Origin of the sequence: Burkholderia puraquae, assembly GCF_002099195.1 — a bacterium.
Lineage (GTDB): Bacteria > Pseudomonadota > Gammaproteobacteria > Burkholderiales > Burkholderiaceae > Burkholderia > Burkholderia puraquae.
In genome coordinates, this window is record NZ_NBYX01000019.1 from 1 (window position 1) to 14,788 (window position 14,788).

16 protein-coding genes and 1 pseudogene are annotated in these 14,788 nt (G+C 68.2%); 11 read left to right on the plus strand and 6 right to left on the minus strand.

Annotated features, from left to right (window positions below):
- A pseudogene (locus B7G54_RS28535) lies at positions 1-390 on the plus strand (ferritin-like domain-containing protein); the annotation flags it as partial.
- A gap of 171 nt (positions 391-561) precedes the next feature.
- Positions 562-1,047: a D-glycero-beta-D-manno-heptose 1-phosphate adenylyltransferase gene (gene rfaE2 / locus B7G54_RS28540; RefSeq protein ID WP_085042088.1), complete on the plus strand. Its 486-nt coding sequence runs from the start codon at positions 562-564 to the stop codon at positions 1,045-1,047.
- A gap of 16 nt (positions 1,048-1,063) precedes the next feature.
- On the opposite strand, the gene B7G54_RS28545 is transcribed toward rfaE2, so the two are convergent.
- From B7G54_RS28545 to B7G54_RS28555, 3 genes are all read right to left on the minus strand, one after another.
- Complete coding sequence (locus B7G54_RS28545) at positions 1,064-1,306, minus strand: hypothetical protein (RefSeq protein WP_085042194.1); 243 nt, start codon at positions 1,304-1,306, stop codon at positions 1,064-1,066.
- 186 nt (positions 1,307-1,492) lie between these two features.
- The gene (locus B7G54_RS28550) at positions 1,493-2,293 is read right to left on the minus strand and encodes a type III pantothenate kinase (protein WP_085042089.1); all 801 of its coding nucleotides are present in this window, start codon (positions 2,291-2,293) and stop codon (positions 1,493-1,495) included.
- A complete protein-coding gene (locus B7G54_RS28555; RefSeq protein WP_085042090.1) occupies positions 2,290-3,210 on the minus strand; it encodes a biotin--[acetyl-CoA-carboxylase] ligase in 921 nt (306 codons plus the stop codon). The genes B7G54_RS28550 and B7G54_RS28555 overlap by 4 nt, the downstream gene beginning before the upstream one ends.
- Positions 3,211-3,642: 432 nt before the next feature.
- Here B7G54_RS28555 and B7G54_RS28560 point away from each other — a divergent pair, with 432 nt between their 5' ends.
- The 3 genes from B7G54_RS28560 to B7G54_RS28570 all read left to right on the plus strand — a co-directional run bounded on the left by B7G54_RS28560 (position 3,643) and on the right by B7G54_RS28570 (position 5,279).
- Positions 3,643-4,197 (plus strand): PAAR domain-containing protein, encoded by a 555-nt coding sequence (locus B7G54_RS28560; RefSeq protein WP_085042091.1) that lies wholly within the window; start codon positions 3,643-3,645, stop codon positions 4,195-4,197.
- Entirely contained in the window at positions 4,184-4,858 is a 675-nt protein-coding gene (locus B7G54_RS28565; RefSeq protein WP_165765631.1) for a M35 family metalloendopeptidase, read from the plus strand. The genes B7G54_RS28560 and B7G54_RS28565 overlap by 14 nt, the downstream gene beginning before the upstream one ends.
- Positions 4,859-4,940: 82 nt before the next feature.
- Positions 4,941-5,279, plus strand: a complete 339-nt coding sequence (locus tag B7G54_RS28570; protein WP_165765632.1) for an OmpA family protein — start codon at positions 4,941-4,943, stop codon at positions 5,277-5,279.
- Between the two features lie 64 nt (positions 5,280-5,343).
- Here B7G54_RS28570 and B7G54_RS28575 read toward each other — a convergent pair whose 3' ends face one another.
- The 3 genes from B7G54_RS28575 to B7G54_RS28585 form a co-directional block, all read right to left on the minus strand.
- Positions 5,344-5,892, minus strand: coding sequence for a hypothetical protein (locus B7G54_RS28575; protein ID WP_085042094.1), 549 nt, complete (start codon positions 5,890-5,892; stop codon positions 5,344-5,346).
- A gap of 212 nt (positions 5,893-6,104) precedes the next feature.
- Positions 6,105-6,950: a tetratricopeptide repeat protein gene (locus B7G54_RS28580; RefSeq protein WP_085042095.1), complete on the minus strand. Its 846-nt coding sequence runs from the start codon at positions 6,948-6,950 to the stop codon at positions 6,105-6,107.
- 8 nt (positions 6,951-6,958) lie between these two features.
- Positions 6,959-9,028, minus strand: coding sequence for a bifunctional 2',3'-cyclic-nucleotide 2'-phosphodiesterase/3'-nucleotidase (locus B7G54_RS28585; RefSeq protein WP_085042096.1), 2,070 nt, complete (start codon positions 9,026-9,028; stop codon positions 6,959-6,961).
- A 312-nt stretch (positions 9,029-9,340) separates the two neighbouring features.
- Between B7G54_RS28585 and B7G54_RS28590 the strand changes: the two genes are divergently transcribed.
- The 6 genes from B7G54_RS28590 (at position 9,341) to B7G54_RS28615 (ending at position 14,778) form a co-directional block, all read left to right on the plus strand.
- Complete coding sequence (locus B7G54_RS28590; RefSeq protein ID WP_085042097.1) at positions 9,341-10,465, plus strand: MlaE family ABC transporter permease; 1,125 nt, start codon at positions 9,341-9,343, stop codon at positions 10,463-10,465.
- A complete protein-coding gene (locus B7G54_RS28595) occupies positions 10,462-11,376 on the plus strand; it encodes an ABC transporter ATP-binding protein (RefSeq protein ID WP_085042098.1) in 915 nt (304 codons plus the stop codon). The genes B7G54_RS28590 and B7G54_RS28595 overlap by 4 nt, the downstream gene beginning before the upstream one ends.
- Before the next feature lie 18 nt (positions 11,377-11,394).
- Positions 11,395-12,324: an MlaD family protein gene (locus B7G54_RS28600; protein WP_085042099.1), complete on the plus strand. Its 930-nt coding sequence runs from the start codon at positions 11,395-11,397 to the stop codon at positions 12,322-12,324.
- 23 nt (positions 12,325-12,347) lie between these two features.
- The gene (locus B7G54_RS28605) at positions 12,348-12,986 is read left to right on the plus strand and encodes an ABC-type transport auxiliary lipoprotein family protein (RefSeq protein WP_425266526.1); all 639 of its coding nucleotides are present in this window, start codon (positions 12,348-12,350) and stop codon (positions 12,984-12,986) included.
- A 19-nt stretch (positions 12,987-13,005) separates the two neighbouring features.
- On the plus strand, positions 13,006-14,157 hold the full coding sequence (locus B7G54_RS28610) for a VanZ family protein (protein WP_085042100.1): 1,152 nt from the start codon (positions 13,006-13,008) through the stop codon (positions 14,155-14,157).
- 303 nt (positions 14,158-14,460) lie between these two features.
- Positions 14,461-14,778: a (2Fe-2S) ferredoxin domain-containing protein gene (locus tag B7G54_RS28615; RefSeq protein WP_006485233.1), complete on the plus strand. Its 318-nt coding sequence runs from the start codon at positions 14,461-14,463 to the stop codon at positions 14,776-14,778.
- Positions 14,779-14,788 lie beyond the last annotated feature (10 nt).

Genomic DNA, 14,788 nt, shown 5'->3' on the forward strand with positions numbered 1-14,788 from the left:
GCGTACCTGCGCTACATGAAGAAGGCGCTGAACAACTGCGGCGACGTCGCACGTGCCGCGTTCGCGAAGATCGGCGTGCTGATGGCATCGGCGCGCCGCACCGAGAAGCCGCTGCACCCGACCAACCTGCACGTGAACCAGGCGCTGTTCCCGCGCGACACCGTGCAGTCGCGCCTGCCCGATCCGGAATGGCTCGAGCGCTGGCTCGACGAGCAGATCCGCTTCGACGGCGAGTGGGAAAAGAAGGTCGTCGAGCGGATCCTGCACAACCTGTCGATCCTGTTCGAGCGCACGTTCGCAACCGCGCAGGAGCTGAACCGCTACCGCAAGGAAGTCACCGGCCGCCTGCAGGCCGAAAGCGGCCCGTCGTCGGCCGCTCAGCCGGCCTGAGGCCGGCTGGCGCTGCAGCCGGCGTGAGTCGCGCCGGCCCTGTGCGGCGCCGTTTCGTATCCGTTGCATGAAGCCCGCCCGGCCGGTCCGGCGGGCTTTTTATCTGGCGCCGCCGCGTCCTGCCGTCAGGTCCGCCGCGCGCGCCGTTGCCCATCCCGTCCGACCTCCATCATGTCCGCCACTTTCGAACGCAAGCTGATCACCCGTGATGCCCTCGCCGCCCTGCGTGCGTCGCTGCCGTCGCCTGTCGTGTTCACCAACGGCGTATTCGACATCCTGCACCGCGGCCACGTCACGTATCTCGCCGACGCGAAAGCGCTCGGCGCATGCCTGATCGTCGGCGTGAACAGCGACGCGTCGGTACGCATGCTCGGCAAGGGCGACGACCGGCCGATCAATCGCCAAGACGACCGCGCGGCGCTGCTCGCGGCGCTGGAAAGCGTCGACTGGGTCGTGACGTTCGAGGAAAAGACGCCCGTGTCGCTGATCGAGGCCGTCCGGCCGGACATTCTCGTGAAGGGCGGCGATTACGACATGGACGCGTTGCCGGAATCGGCGCTGGTGCGTGGCTGGGGTGGCCGTGCGCTGGCGATTCCGTTCGAGCACGATCGCTCGACCACCGCGTTGCTGAAGAAGGTGCGCGCGCAGCAGTCCTGAGCGAGGCCCGGCGCCGTCAGGGTGCGGACGCCGCGAGCGGTTCGGCCGTGACGGCTGGCGGCGCGATCGGGCCGCCGATGACGGGCTGGTCGGAGGCGTGCGCGAGCGGCGTCACGCGCAGCGCATCGGGCCGCACCTGCCGCGCCAGCACGCCGGGTTCGCGCGGGCCGGCCGCCGGCAGCGGCCCGAACACGCCGCGCGCCACCACGAACGCAAGCATGTTGGCGAGAAAGAGAACAGCGATCAGCCAGCGCAGCATCGTCGACACTCCTCGTCGTCATTGACGTGGTTCACGTCATTCCATCGGGCCGGCCGCATGGCCGGCTTTTTCATTCCTGCCGTCGACCGTGCGCGCGGGCTGCCGTCGTGGCGCCGCGCGTCTTTCACCTTCATCGTGACGCGGGCCCGCCCGGGGCTTGCGTCGCCGTGCGCCGGCGCCTTTCCGTCACTCCTGCGCTGCCGTTGCGGCTGCCGCTTCCGCGGCAATCAGCGCGAGCCCGGACAGGATCAGGGCGTCGTGCCGCGTATGCGGGACCGTCAGCGCACGCGCGACGTCATCCGCCGCGCCGCCGGCCAGCACGAGCCGCACGGGCGCCTGCCACGCGTCGGCGAGATCGCGCCACGCGCGTTCGATCAACCCGGCCTGCGCGTACAGGCAGCCGGCCGACAGCGAGCGCGGCGTATCGACCTGGAACGGTTCGGCCGGTGCGCCTGCGAGCAGGCCGCTCGCGATGTCGGTGGTCAGCGTCGGCAACTGCGCAGTGTGCGTGCCGAGCGCGCGCATCATCAGCGCCCAGCCCGGTGCGATCAGCCCGCCCGTGAAGCGGCCGTCCGCGCGCAGCGCCTCGAGCGTCGTCGCGGTGCCGAACGTCGCGATCAGCAGGTGCTCGCCCGGAAACGCCGTGTGCGCGCCGATCAGGCCGGCCCAGCGGTCGCTGCCGAGCTGTTCGGGCGTCGTATAGCCGTTCGTCACACCGCATTGCGTCTGACGCGAGCGTATCGTCGTGCGCGGCAGGCCTGGCCAGCGAGCGTCGAGCAGCGCGTCGAGCCGGGCGGCCACGTCGGCGCCCGCGACGTTCGAGATCCACGCGCCGCGCGGACGCGGCAGGTTCGACCAGTCGGGATCGGCGCCGCCGTCGCGCGCGTGGCCGAACGCGCCCGTCTCGACGAGCGTGCGCCGCGCATCGGCGAGCGCCCACTTGATCCGGCTGTTGCCGGCGTCGATCAGCAGGTGCGGCTCGTTCATTGCGCTTCGCGCAGCGACACGTCGCCGGCGGCGATCGCCTGCACGCCGTTCGGTGTGTCGAGCAGCAACCGGCCGGCCGCATCGATGCCCGTCGCGATGCCGCGCACGCGTTCGACGCCCTGTTCGAGCAGGACGACTTCGCGCCCCGCGAATGCGTGCAGCGCGTGCCAGCGCGGCAGGAATGGCGCGAGCCCTTCGGCGCCGAATTGCGCGAGCGCGGGCGTGAGTGCGTTCAGCGACGCGGCGAGCGTATCGGTGAGGTTGGCCGATGCGCACGCGATCGACAGTGCGGCGGGCGGCAGCCCGCTTGCAAGCGTCGCTTCGCGCGCGCGCAGCGCGTCGACCTGCGCGGCGACGGCTTCCGCGCCACGCACGTTGATGCCGAAGCCGATCACGACGGCGGTGGCGTCGGCGCTCGCCCAGGCAGTTTCGATCAGGATCCCGGCGAGCTTGCCGACGATACGCGGCGTGCCGTCATCGGTGGCGGTCAGCAGCAGGTCGTTCGGCCATTTGAGCGCGACACGCGAGCGGGCGTCGAGCGGCAGGGTGGCCAGCCCTTCGGCGAGCGCAACGCCGATTGCGATGCTGAGGCCGCCGAGCGCGTCGACGGGGCGCGGCACGATGCAGCCGACCGAGCACAGCAGCGCATTGCCGGGCTGTGCGAACCACGGGCGGCCCTGCCGGCCGCGGCCGGCCGTCTGCTCGAATGCGACGCGCACGAGCGGCGCGGGTAGCGCGTTCGCATTGCGCGGCAGCGCCTTGAGCCGGGTGGCGACGTCGGCGTTGGTCGAGCCGGTGGCGGCGACGACGTCGAGCGGCCACGCACGCGGCGCGGCGTCCAGATGGGCCTCGAGCCGGCTGCGCGCGATGTGCGCGTCGCCGGAATCGGGCGTGTCGGAGGAGGTGGGGGCGTTCATGGCGCCTATTGTAGCGACAGGGGGCGCTGGCGCGCGTCGGGCGGGGTAATAGTCATTTCCCCGGGACAGGGGCCAATTGGTATCCGACGCTTCGCGCGTATGTGCTCGTGCCGAATCGAAGGAAGTTACGTTCAGGTAGTCATGGGCATGCGAGCCGGAAGAAATGCCGCACCGACATTCCGGTTGATCAATTGACGAAACATCGCCGACCGATATCGATGGGGCAGAAGTTCGAATTCGTATGATGGATTTCCTGGTGCCGATCGTGCATTTTGGTGCGATGAGATTGCGCTGATAGCGACGAGAGGGAATCCGGATGAATGGTGGCGAGAAATGGTTAAACGAGTCTTCGTTGACCGTTGGCGGAGGGGCGGGGCCCGGTACTTTCGCGGATGAGCGTTGCTCGGGCGCGATGAGCCGAGGTGACGGCGCATGATCCGCTATTTCCTCGCCAAGGGCGATCGGGGCGGCAGCGCGACGATCACCGAGGGATTGGAATGCGTCACGTGTTCCAATCCGCCACCGCGTGTGCAGATCGCCACGCTCTACATGAAAACTTACTGCACGGCTTGCGAGCAGGTGGGGTTTGTCGCGCCGAAAGGCCCGCGCTTGCCCGGCAGGGCGCCGAATGGTCAGGGATGGGCGTTGAGTGGAGATATCAATGCATGCGGGTGCAGTCCGCCGCCTGTGTTCTATGCCGAGCGAGGCATGAGGATGCGGGTCGGTGACGGGGCGACTGAGCCGAAAGAACTGGGAGACGATCATTCTCACTCGCCTGTCTCTGGGGCGGAATGCGACGAGCAGTATGTATTGAAAAACGAGAAGACGGGGCAGCCCTTGGTATGTGTGCCTTATCGAATACATACCAGTTCCGGCCAGGTCTTCAGCGGTATGACTGATCGTGCCGGGCACACACAGCGCGTAGCGACGCGTCATTCGGAGAAACTGCGAATTGAAATAGTGGAGCATGGCCATGCCGCACGATGACTACGAATACGTGACCGTGCATGACTCGGCCATAACGAATACGACGCGTGGTTCGAAGGTTGAGCTTTTACTGGCAGTCGACGGGCCGCCCATCTGCAAAAACATGACCGATGCGGAATTTCGGAAGAAAGTCCTGACGTTGCGCGACGATGCCGTAAAAATAATCACGCAGAGAGTCGACGAACTCGATGTCTGGAGAGAGCCGGCGCGGGCGAGAGTCAGAGAGTGGTTCGGGGTCGCCGACGAGCCCACTCGCGGTGCGCTGACGAGCAGATTGGTGGCGTTGATCACGGTCATGAAGGGATTGACGGCAAGGAATTTCGTTCGCTCCGATCCCGACCTTGATCGGGCTCTCGGCTGTACGCCAAATACGAAAAATCTAGACGGCGAAGTTGCGCACGTTTGCGGCCCCGATACCGCCACGCACACGATATCGATTTCCCCGAAGTTCTGTGAGCTTCCGGATACGAGCGCGGGTACGTTTTCCTCGATGCAACTGACCATTGTTCACGAGTGTGTGCATTTTCGGGATACATTCGGAGCGATTGACTACAAGAACACCTATGGACAATTTCTCAGCAGGCGGCTCGCCAAAGAGGTCCCGACAATGGCGATCAGGAATGCGGACAATATTGCGTGGTATATCTTGTGCATCGATTAGCCTTGTGGGGCTTTGTGCTTCAGGCGTCGTGTTTGCTTGCAGCTTTTCCTTGCAATACTCAAGTAAGCTCGACCTCGGCGTCATGGCCATTTCGAATGCTGACCGGATTGCGCTCGCCAGCTTGTTGGTGACCGTTCGGAACAGTGCGGCCAACAATGGTCCCGTCGTGATCTACGGATATGCCGACGAGCACGAGCGCGACGCAATTTCGATCGCCCGTACTCGGGCCAATGCTGTCCGAGCGTATCTGCTCGATCTCGGCGTAGCAAAAGATCGGATTCACATGGACTCTAAAATCTGGAGAAGCAACTCCGTTGTTCCGTCGAGTGAACGCAATCAGATAGAGATAGAGTTCATTCCAGCGTGTTCATCGGAAGGTTGCGAGAATCCGTGCGGTACGGTCTTGCAGGAGCAGAAGTAACGTACGGTATTCGCGTGTGAGATATCCCCGCAGTGGCGTTGCTGCGCGCCAGCGCTCCATCTCCTTAGCGCCGCATCTCCATCCGCTCCAGCGCCTTGATGTCCTCCTCGGACGTCATTTCGCAGGCCAGCAGCGTCTTGCCCTTCAGCGCCGGGCCCTGGCGGGCCGACACGAGGATCAGCGCGCCGCCCGGGCCGCGAACCGTCAGCCGGCGCGAATAGCCGACGGACGACGCGCCCAGCAGGTGGCCCTTCTCGAGGGCGAGCTGGTAGCGTTTCGCGAGCTGGTCGGCGACCTCGCCGTCCACGAGCACGCCGATCCCGGTACTGACGAACACGACCTGCTGCGTCGTGAAGCCGTCGCGGTGGATCGGCTCCGGCAGTCGATAGACAGCGGCGCCCAGCATCGATTCGTCCGGCTTCGGATCGGCCGCCTTGGCGATGTTGTAGATCGAGTCCATCAGATCCGACGTGAACGGCGGCTTGCAAAGCGCGGCGTTGAAGATGTCGGGCTGGGCGGGCGGCGCGGCGAGTGCGGTGAGCGGTGCGCCGGCAATGACGAGGGCGACGGCGCCGACGGCAGCGGCGCCAAGCCTGGAAAGGCGATGGGACATGGATGCAGTTCTCTCAGGTTTTATTGTGAGGCTGCATGTTAATGCAATGCCGCGTATCGAACGATCGACGTGGAGCAGCCGGGGGGGCGGCAATGCAACAGGCGCGTACGCCCGCGCCCCTCGATCGACTCCGTTGCCGGGTGATCGATGCGCGGGGCGTCGGGGCATGCGCGTCATGCAGCCGGTGGGATGCCGGTGCGTGCGGACGAACGTTACGGCGCGACGACCGGGTGTTTCAGCGCGTGCGCGGTCTCGATCCACTGCGCGTGGAATTCGTCCGCGTCGGGTTTGAGCCCGAGCTCGCCGTTGCGATAGGCCATCGCGAGCGTCTGCACGGCTTCCGGCAGTTCGTGCTCGGCGGCCCGGCGATACAGCGCCAGCGCGCGCGCGTCGTCGCGCGGCACGCCGCTGCCTTCGCGGTACGCGTTCGCGAGCATGAAGTCCGCGGCCGGGATGTCCGCGCGCGACGCGATCTCGAACCAGTGTGCAGCCTGCACGGGATCGGCAGCGATGCCGTAGCCGCTGCGATAGATCAGCCCGAGGTAATACGCGGCGGCCGGGTCGCCCTGCGCGGCCGCTTCGCCGAGCAGCGTGCGGGCGCGTGCGTAGTCCTTCGGCATGTCGCTGCTGCCGAGCAGCAGCGCCTTGCCGAGCGCGAGCTGCGCACGTCGGGCGGCTGGCGCGTCGGCCTTGCTGTCTGCCGCCGCGGCCGTCTCCAGCCAGCCGCGCCCCTCGTCGCGCAGCCCCGGTTCGCGTGCATCGACGAGCGCGATGCCGAGCGCCGCCTGCGCGTCGCCCGAGCCGCGCCGCGCCAGCGTGCGCAGCTGCGCGAGCGCGTGCGGCTCGGTGGCCTGCGTGACCATCGCCTGCCACTCGTCGAGCTGCGCGGCGCTCGGCGCGGGGCCGGCGCCGCGCAGGCCGGTCGCCGCGACGACGGCCGCGACGGTCACGGCCGCCGCCGCGAGCAGCGCGGCCGGCGGGAGTTTCGCGCGCAGCACGCGCCGCGCGGCAGCGGCGAGGCCGGTTTCGGCCGGCCGCATCGTCCGGATCGGTTGCATCGCGTGTCTCATTGGGTGAGGTCGATCTCGTAGGTGGCGAGGTTCTTGCCCGAGCCGTCGTCGGCCGCGACCTGCGTGATGCCGGTCAGGCCCGCCGCCGCCGCATCGCCGAGACGGTTCGGCGCGGACGCGAACTGCACGTGCGCGACCGAGCTCGCGAGCTTCGTGAAGCGCCAGCTGCGCTGCGCGCCGTCGGCCGCGCGCGTGATCGCGCCGCGCTTCTTGATGAACGCGATCAGCACGTCGCGGTTCGCATCGGGCGACGCGAAGATCGTCTTGCTGCCGTCGAGGCCCGGGAAGTTGCCGCCGCCGCTCGCACGGTAGTTGTTGGTCGCGACGATGAGCTGTGCGTTCGGGTCGATCGGCGCGCCCTTGTACGTCAGGTTCCTGATCCGGCTGCCGACGGGCTGCGTGACGTCGATTTCGTATGCGAGATCGGCCGACGTGAACATGTCGAAGTTGTAGCCGGGGAACGTGCTGACGAGCGGCTGCACGGTCGCCTTGGTCGGGTCGATCCGGTTGAAGCGCTTCGCGGCCGTCTCGAGCCAGTTCTTCACGTCGGCGCCGCTCACCTTCACCGCGTACACGGTGTTCGGATACAGGTACAGGTCGGCCGCGTTGTTGATCGCGAGCGCGCCCGGCGCGACGTCGGTGTAGTCGGTGCCGCCGCCGAAGCCGCTCTTGAACGGCGCGCTGACCGACAGCACCGGCAGCGACGCGTACTGCGGCAGGTTCGCCTGCACGTAGGTCTTCACGTAGTCGGCCTGCGCCTCGTTGACGATCTGGATCGCGCCCGGGTCGCCGACATCGGCGAAGTACGAGTTCATCCGGTAGTCGGTCGAGCCGATCGGCGTCTTCACGTAGTCGATCGTTGCCTGGTGCTCGGCGGCGATCGCGGCGGACACGGACGGATCGGCCGCGACGTAGCTCTTGTCGGCGTTCTGGATCGGCCGCGCCTCGACGGTCGTTAGCGACTTGTCGACGCTCCACGTCTTGCCGTCGAACTTCAGGCCGAGCTTGATCACGCCGAGGTGCTTGCCCCAGTAGTTGGCCATCACGGTCGGCACGCCGTTGACGGTGCCCTTGACCTTGTCGACGCCCGGCAGGTTGAACTGCGACACGGTGCTGTTCGCGTCCGGGAACACCTGGTGCGAGTGGCCGATCAGCATCGCGTCGATGCCCGTCACCTTCGACAGCCACCAGCTGCCGTTCTCCATCGTCGGCGAATACGCGGAATTGTCGAGGCCGCCGTGCGAGATCGCGACGACGAGATCGGCGCCCTTCGCGCGCATCTCCGGAATGTATTTCTCGGCGGCTTCCTTCAGGCCGGTCGTATAGACCTTGCCGTCGAGCCAGCGCTTGTCCCAGTTCATGATCGCGGGCGGCGTGAAGCCGATGATGCCGATCTTCACGGGCGCGCTGACCGTCTTGCCGTCCGGCGTCGTGGCCGTCACGGTGCGGGTCAGGATCGTGTACGGCGTGAACAGCGGCGCGTTGGTCTTCGCGCTGATCACGTTCGCGAGCACCTGCGGGAAGTTCGGGCCCGCGCACTTCTTCTGCTGGGCCGGCGCCGGCAGGCCGTCGATCTCGAACGTGTTGCCGGTCACCTGCGACAGGTACGGCAGCCCGTAGTTGAATTCGTGGTTGCCGATCCCGCCGCCGTCGAATTTCGCGGCGTTCATCACCTTGTAGATCGCCAGCGTCTGGTCGCATCCGATCGGCTTCACGAGCGCCTGGTAGTCCGACAGCGCGGTGCCCTGGATCGTGTCGCCGTTGTCGAGCAGCAGCGTGTTCGGATACTGCGCGCGGGCTTGCGCGATCAGCGTCGATACGCGTTCGAAGCCGAGCGAATTGTCGGCGGCGAGCTTGAAATAGTCATACGACAGCACGTTGGTATGCAGGTCGGTCGTCTCGAGCAGGGCGAGCGTGGCCGTCGTGCCGACGGGCGCCTGGGCCGCCGGCGGCGTCACCGGCGGCGAGGTGACGTCGTCGCCGCCGCAGGCGGCAAGGATGAAGGCGAGGCTGGCGAGCGCGGCGATGGCCGGCACGCGACGGCGGGAAAGCAGGGGGAGACGCATCGGTTGTCCTGTTCGGTCTTCTGTTTTATGAAATGCGAGAGTCGCAACGAATGACGGCGCGGGGCGCCGACGGCCTGATGTGCGGCGCGTGAGAGTATCGAAAGGAATCGTGACGGAAGAATGAAAGGTGATGACGCAGGCAACGGGCAAGGGGCGGCGGCTGCCGCGCGCACGCCGGGGCAGCCGCCCCGGCCCGCGCCGGCGTGCCCCGGCCGGCGCCCCCGGCCAGGCGTCCCCACGGAAATCCTCACGTCGCGTCGCCGGGCGGTTCGCTACAATGGCCGCTGTCACCTTTTTGCAAACAACCTGCCCTTGGACTTCGAGACTCCTCCCGGCCTGTCGGTCGACGCCGGCGGCCAGGGCCAGACGGTGCGCCTGTACGGCCAGTGGACCGCGCTCGCGCTGGCGCGCAATCGCGGCGCGGTGGCGCGCCGTATCGCGAGCATCGCGTCCGGGCGCGTGAGCGAATGGGATCTGTCCGGCATCGAGCGGCTCGACCACGTCGGCGGCCAGGCGCTGTGGCGCGTGTGGGGCCGCAAGCTGCCGGCCGGCGTCGCGCTGAGCGCCACGCAGCGCACGATCTTCGAGCGCATCGAGCGGCTCGACAGCGGGCGCGAGGCGCCCGAGCGCGTCGTGCACTTCGGCCCGATCACGCGCTTCGGCCTCATGCTGTTCGCGTTCGCCGAGCACCTGCAGGGCGGCATCGCGATGTTCGGCCGCGTGATCCTCGACGCGCTGTCGGTGCTGCGCCGCCCGAAGACGATGCCGTGGAAGGAGACCTCGGCGAACATCTACAGCGCCGGCGCGCAGGCGCTGCCGATCACCGCGCTGGTCGCGTTCCTGATCGGCATCGTGCTCAGCTACCTGTCCGCGCAGCAGCTGCAGACGTTCGGCGCGAACCGCTACATCGTGAACATTCTCGGGCTGTCGGTGATCCGCGAGCTCGGCCCGGTGCTGTCGGCGATCCTCGTCGCGGGCCGCTCGGGCTCGGCGATCACCGCGCAGATCGGCGTGATGCGCGTGACCGAGGAGCTCGATGCGATGCGCGTGATGGGCATCCCGCACGGGCTGCGGCTGATCCTGCCGCGCGTGCTCGCGCTCGGCGTCGCAATGCCGCTGCTCGTGATGTGGACCAACATCATCGCGTTGACGGGCGGCGCGCTTGCCGCGAAGTTCGTGCTGGGGATCGACGTCAACTATTTCGTGCGCTCGCTGCCGGGCGTCGTGCCGATCGCGAACCTGTATATCGGGGTCGGCAAGGGCGTCGTGTTCGGCATGCTGATCGCGCTGGTCGCTTGCCATTTCGGCTTCCGGATCAAGGCGAACTCGCAGAGCCTCGGCGAAGGCACGACCACGTCGGTCGTGTCGTCGATCACGGTCGTGATCCTCGCCGACGCGGTGTTCGCGATCCTGTTCCAGAACGTGGGGCTCGGATGAACGCATCGAACGAAACGACCGCGCATGCCGCGGCCATCGGCGCCGGGTCGGTCGGCACCCGGCCGGCCGCGGCGGCCGATGCCGGTGACCTCGTGATCGAGGTGCGCAACCTGACCAAGCGCTACGGGCGCAACATCATTCACCAGAAGCTCGACTTCGACGTGCGGCGCGGCGAGATCGTGTCGATCGTCGGCGGCTCGGGCTCCGGCAAGACCACGCTGGTGCGGCAGATCCTCGGCCTCGAGCGGCCGACGTCGGGCACGATCAAGGTATTCGGCGAGGATACGGCGACGATCGACGACGCGAGCGCGCGGATGATGCGCACGCGCTCCGGGATGCTGTTCCAGCAGGGCGCGCTGTTCTCGTCGATGACCGTGTTCGACAACGTCGCGCAGCCGCTGCGCGAGCTCGGCCGCGTGCCGCCGGATCTGCTGCACGACATCGTGATGCTGAAGCTCGAGATGGTCGGGCTGCCGTGCAAGCACGCGTCGAAGATGCCGGCCGCCCTGTCGGGCGGGATGGTCAAGCGGGTCGGCATTGCGCGCGCGATCGCGCTCGAGCCCGAGCTGCTGTTCCTCGACGAGCCGACGGCCGGCCTCGATCCGCAGGCGTCGGACGAATTCGTCGAGCTGATCGCGACGCTGCATCGCACGCTCGGGCTGACCGTCGTGATGGTGACGCACGATCTCGATACGATGGTCGCGCTGTCGACGCGCGTCGCGGTGCTGGCCGACCGCAAGGTGCTGGTCGCCGCGCCCGTCGAGGAGGCCGCGAACGTCGACCATCCGTTCATCCACGAATATTTCCTGGGGCTGCGCGGGCGCCGCGCATTGCAGGCGCTGCCGCCGGAGCGGCGCGCGAAGCTGCCGAAGGCGGCCCTCGAACCGGCGCTGTCGAGCGTCGAGCTGTAGGAACGAAGGAATCCGCGAATGGAAAACAAATCACATGCGTTCTGGGCTGGCCTGTTCACGATCGCGCTGACGCTCGCGATCGCGGGCACCGTGTTCTGGTTCAACGTCGACCGCACCGTGCGCGTGCCGTACGACCTGCTCGCGCGTACCAACGTGACGGGGCTGTTCCCGGACGCGGCCGTGCGCTTTCGCGGCCTCGACGTCGGCAAGGTACAGTCGATCGGCTTCGATCGCGCGCACCCGGGCCAGATCCGGATCCGGATCCTCGTCGACCACGACGCGCCGATCACGCAGTCGACCTACGGCAGCCTCGGCTTCCAGGGCGTGACGGGCATCGCGTTCGTGCAGCTCGAGGACACGGGGCGCGACCTGTCGCCGCTGCCGTCGTCGACGAAGGCGATCGCGCAGATCCCGATGCGGCCGAGCCTGTTCGACCAGATCCAGGAGCGCGGCGACGTGCTGCTGCGGCAGCTCGAAATGGCTGCGAAGAGCGCGAATGCGCTGATGTCGCCCGAGATGCGCGAGCAGTTGCGCGCGACCGCCGAAAGCCTGCAGCACGCGGCCGATGGCGCCGCCACGCTGACGAAGCAGCTCGGCCCGGCGGTCACTGCGCTGCCGGAAACGATGCATGAGGTGAACCGCGCGATGGCGTCGGCGAACACGCTGCTGCAGCCGAACGGGCCGCTCGTGTCGAACCTGAACAAGGCCGGGACGGCCGCGGATCAGATCGGTGTCGCGCTGAACGATCTCAACGCGCGCGTGCAGTACGACACGCTGCCGCGTTTCAACGCGCTGGCCGGCAGCGTCGGCGACGCGTCGCGGCAATTGAAGGACGTGGCCGGTGAACTTGGCCGCAACCCGCGCAGTCTGTTGTTCGGTTCGCCCGGCGCGGCGCCGGGGCCCGGCGAGCCGGGCTTCGCCTGGCCGGGTGCGACGGCCGGGCAGTGACACCCATCGAAACCGGAAACATCATGCAGGAACACGCCATGCCACGAATCCTTGACCGCGCGCTGCGTCCGGCCGCGGCCGCGCTTGCCGTGCTGACGCTGTCGCTCGCAGCCGGCTGCGCCGGCAACAGCGCGGTGCTGTCGAATGTCCGCTACGACCTCGGGCCGGCGACGTCGGTCGTGACCGCAGGCCCGGGCCCCGCGCTGAAGGTGCTCGACGTTGCCGCGCCCGACGCGCTCGACTCCGACAAGTTCGCCTACCGCCTCGCGTACGTGGACGCACAGCACGTGGCCGTCTATCGCGACAGCCGCTGGACGGCACCGCCCGCGCAGTTGCTCACGCAGCGGCTGCGTGGTGCGCTGTCGTCGCGCGGCACGGTGCTCGAGGGATCCGACGGCGTGCGCGCGCCGACGCTCAAGGTCGACCTGAACGAATTCGAACAGGTGTTCGACGGCCAGTCGCAGAGCCACGGCGCCGTCACCGCACGCGCGACGCTGACGCTGGACGGCAAGGTGCTCGGCCAGCGCACGTTCATCGCGCGTGCGCCGTCGAGCACACCCGACGCGGCGGGCGGTGCCCGCGCGCTCGCGACGGCGAGCGACCAGCTCGTGTCGCAGATCGCCGCGTGGGTCGGCATGCAGGCATACGCGGGCACGCCGTGACGCGTGCCGCGCAGCCGCGATGAGCGCGACCGGCACCCCTCGCGCATCGCCGCTCGCGCGGCAGGCCTTTGCCGCTTACGCGGCGCTCATCGTTTACGCGTCGCTGTATCCGTTTGGAGGCTGGGTGTCGCTCGGCATCGGGCCGTTCGACTACCTGTTCGCGCCGATGCAGCGCTACGTGACCGCGTTCGACGTGGTCACGAACGTGCTCGGCTACTTGCCGTTCGGCGCGCTCGGCGTGCTCGCGCTGCACCCGCGCTGGCGCGGCGTGGCCGCGACACTGATCGCGGGCGGGCTCGGCGTACTGCTGTCGGGCGCGATGGAAGCGTTGCAAACCTACCTGCCCACGCGCGTCGCGTCGAATCTCGATCTCGCGGCCAACGCACTCGGCGCGCTGCTGGGCGCGGCGCTGGTTGCGCCGGCCACTGGAGCGCTGCTCGATCGCGGTGCGCTGCGCCGGCTGCGCTTCGCGTGGTTCGAGGACGACGGCGCGACGCCGCTGCTGCTCGCCGGGCTGTGGCCGTTCGCGATCCTGTTCCCGTCGCCGTTCCTGTTCGGCATCGGCGACTGGCCGGCCGCGCTGTGGGAGCGTGCCGACGCGTCGATGCAGGACGCGCTGCTCGCATGGCTGCCGGCCGCGTGGCGCGTGGGCGAATGGCCCGAGCGCGTCGACGGCTGGCTGTCCGACTCCGCGTGGGAGGCCGCGCTTGGCGGGTTGATGCTGTTCGCCGCGCTGACGATCGCGTCGCTCGCGATGCGGCCGCACGCACCACGCATCCGGCTCTTGATCGCGCTCGTCGCCGCGACGCTCGTGCTGAAGGCGGCCGCGACGTTCATGCAGTCGGCCACCGGCCTTGTCGTCGTATGGGCGACGCCCGGCGCGCGGCTCGGGATCGAGCTCGGTTTCGCGGCCGCACTCGTCGCGCTGCACGTGCCGGCGACCTGGCGCGCGACGCTTGCGGCGCTCGCGCTGCTGGCTGGCGTGGCGCTCGTGAACCTGCTGCCCGTCAATCCGTTCTTCGACTTCACGCTGTCGGGCTGGCGGCAGGGCCGCTACGTGCACTTCAACAGCCTCGCGCGCTGGCTCGCGTGGATCTGGCCCTACGCGGCGCTGATCTGGCTCGGCCAGCGCGTCGAGCACGCGTGGCTGCCGGCCGCGTTGCGCCGTTGAAGTTGTGGCTGCGGCGGCGCGGCAGTGGTATCGCGGGCAGCGGCGTGCGCCGCTCGTTATAATCGTCCGCATGAGTGCAGTGTTCGGCACCAAGCGGCGCTTATGTGCGGCGCCTTCGCGCCCGTGGCCGCGTTGCAAATCCTCGCGATGCCGCCAGGCATCGCTGCGGTTTGCACCTTGCCACGAGCACGAATCCGCTGGCCATAAGCGCCGCTTGGCACCGAACACTACACGCCCGTTGCCCCGCGCAGCGGCAATCGCTCCTCTTTCCGCCCGTCTCGCGCCGGGCCGCTCGTCACCATCATGGATTCCTACTACCAGCACCACGTCTTCTTCTGCCTGAACCAGCGCGATCCGGGTGCCGAGCGCCCGAGCTGCGCGCAATGCGACGCGCAGACCATGCAGGAATACGCGAAAAAGCGCGTGAAGGAACTCGGCCTGGCGGGGCCCGGCAAGGTTCGTATCAACAAGGCCGGCTGCCTCGACCGCTGCGAGGAAGGGCCCGTGATGGTCGTGTATCCGGAAGGCACGTGGTACACGTACGTCGACCAGGCCGACATCGACGAGATCGTCGAATCGCACCTGCGCGACGGCAAGGTCGTCGACCGCCTGAAGATCTGAGCGGGCCGGC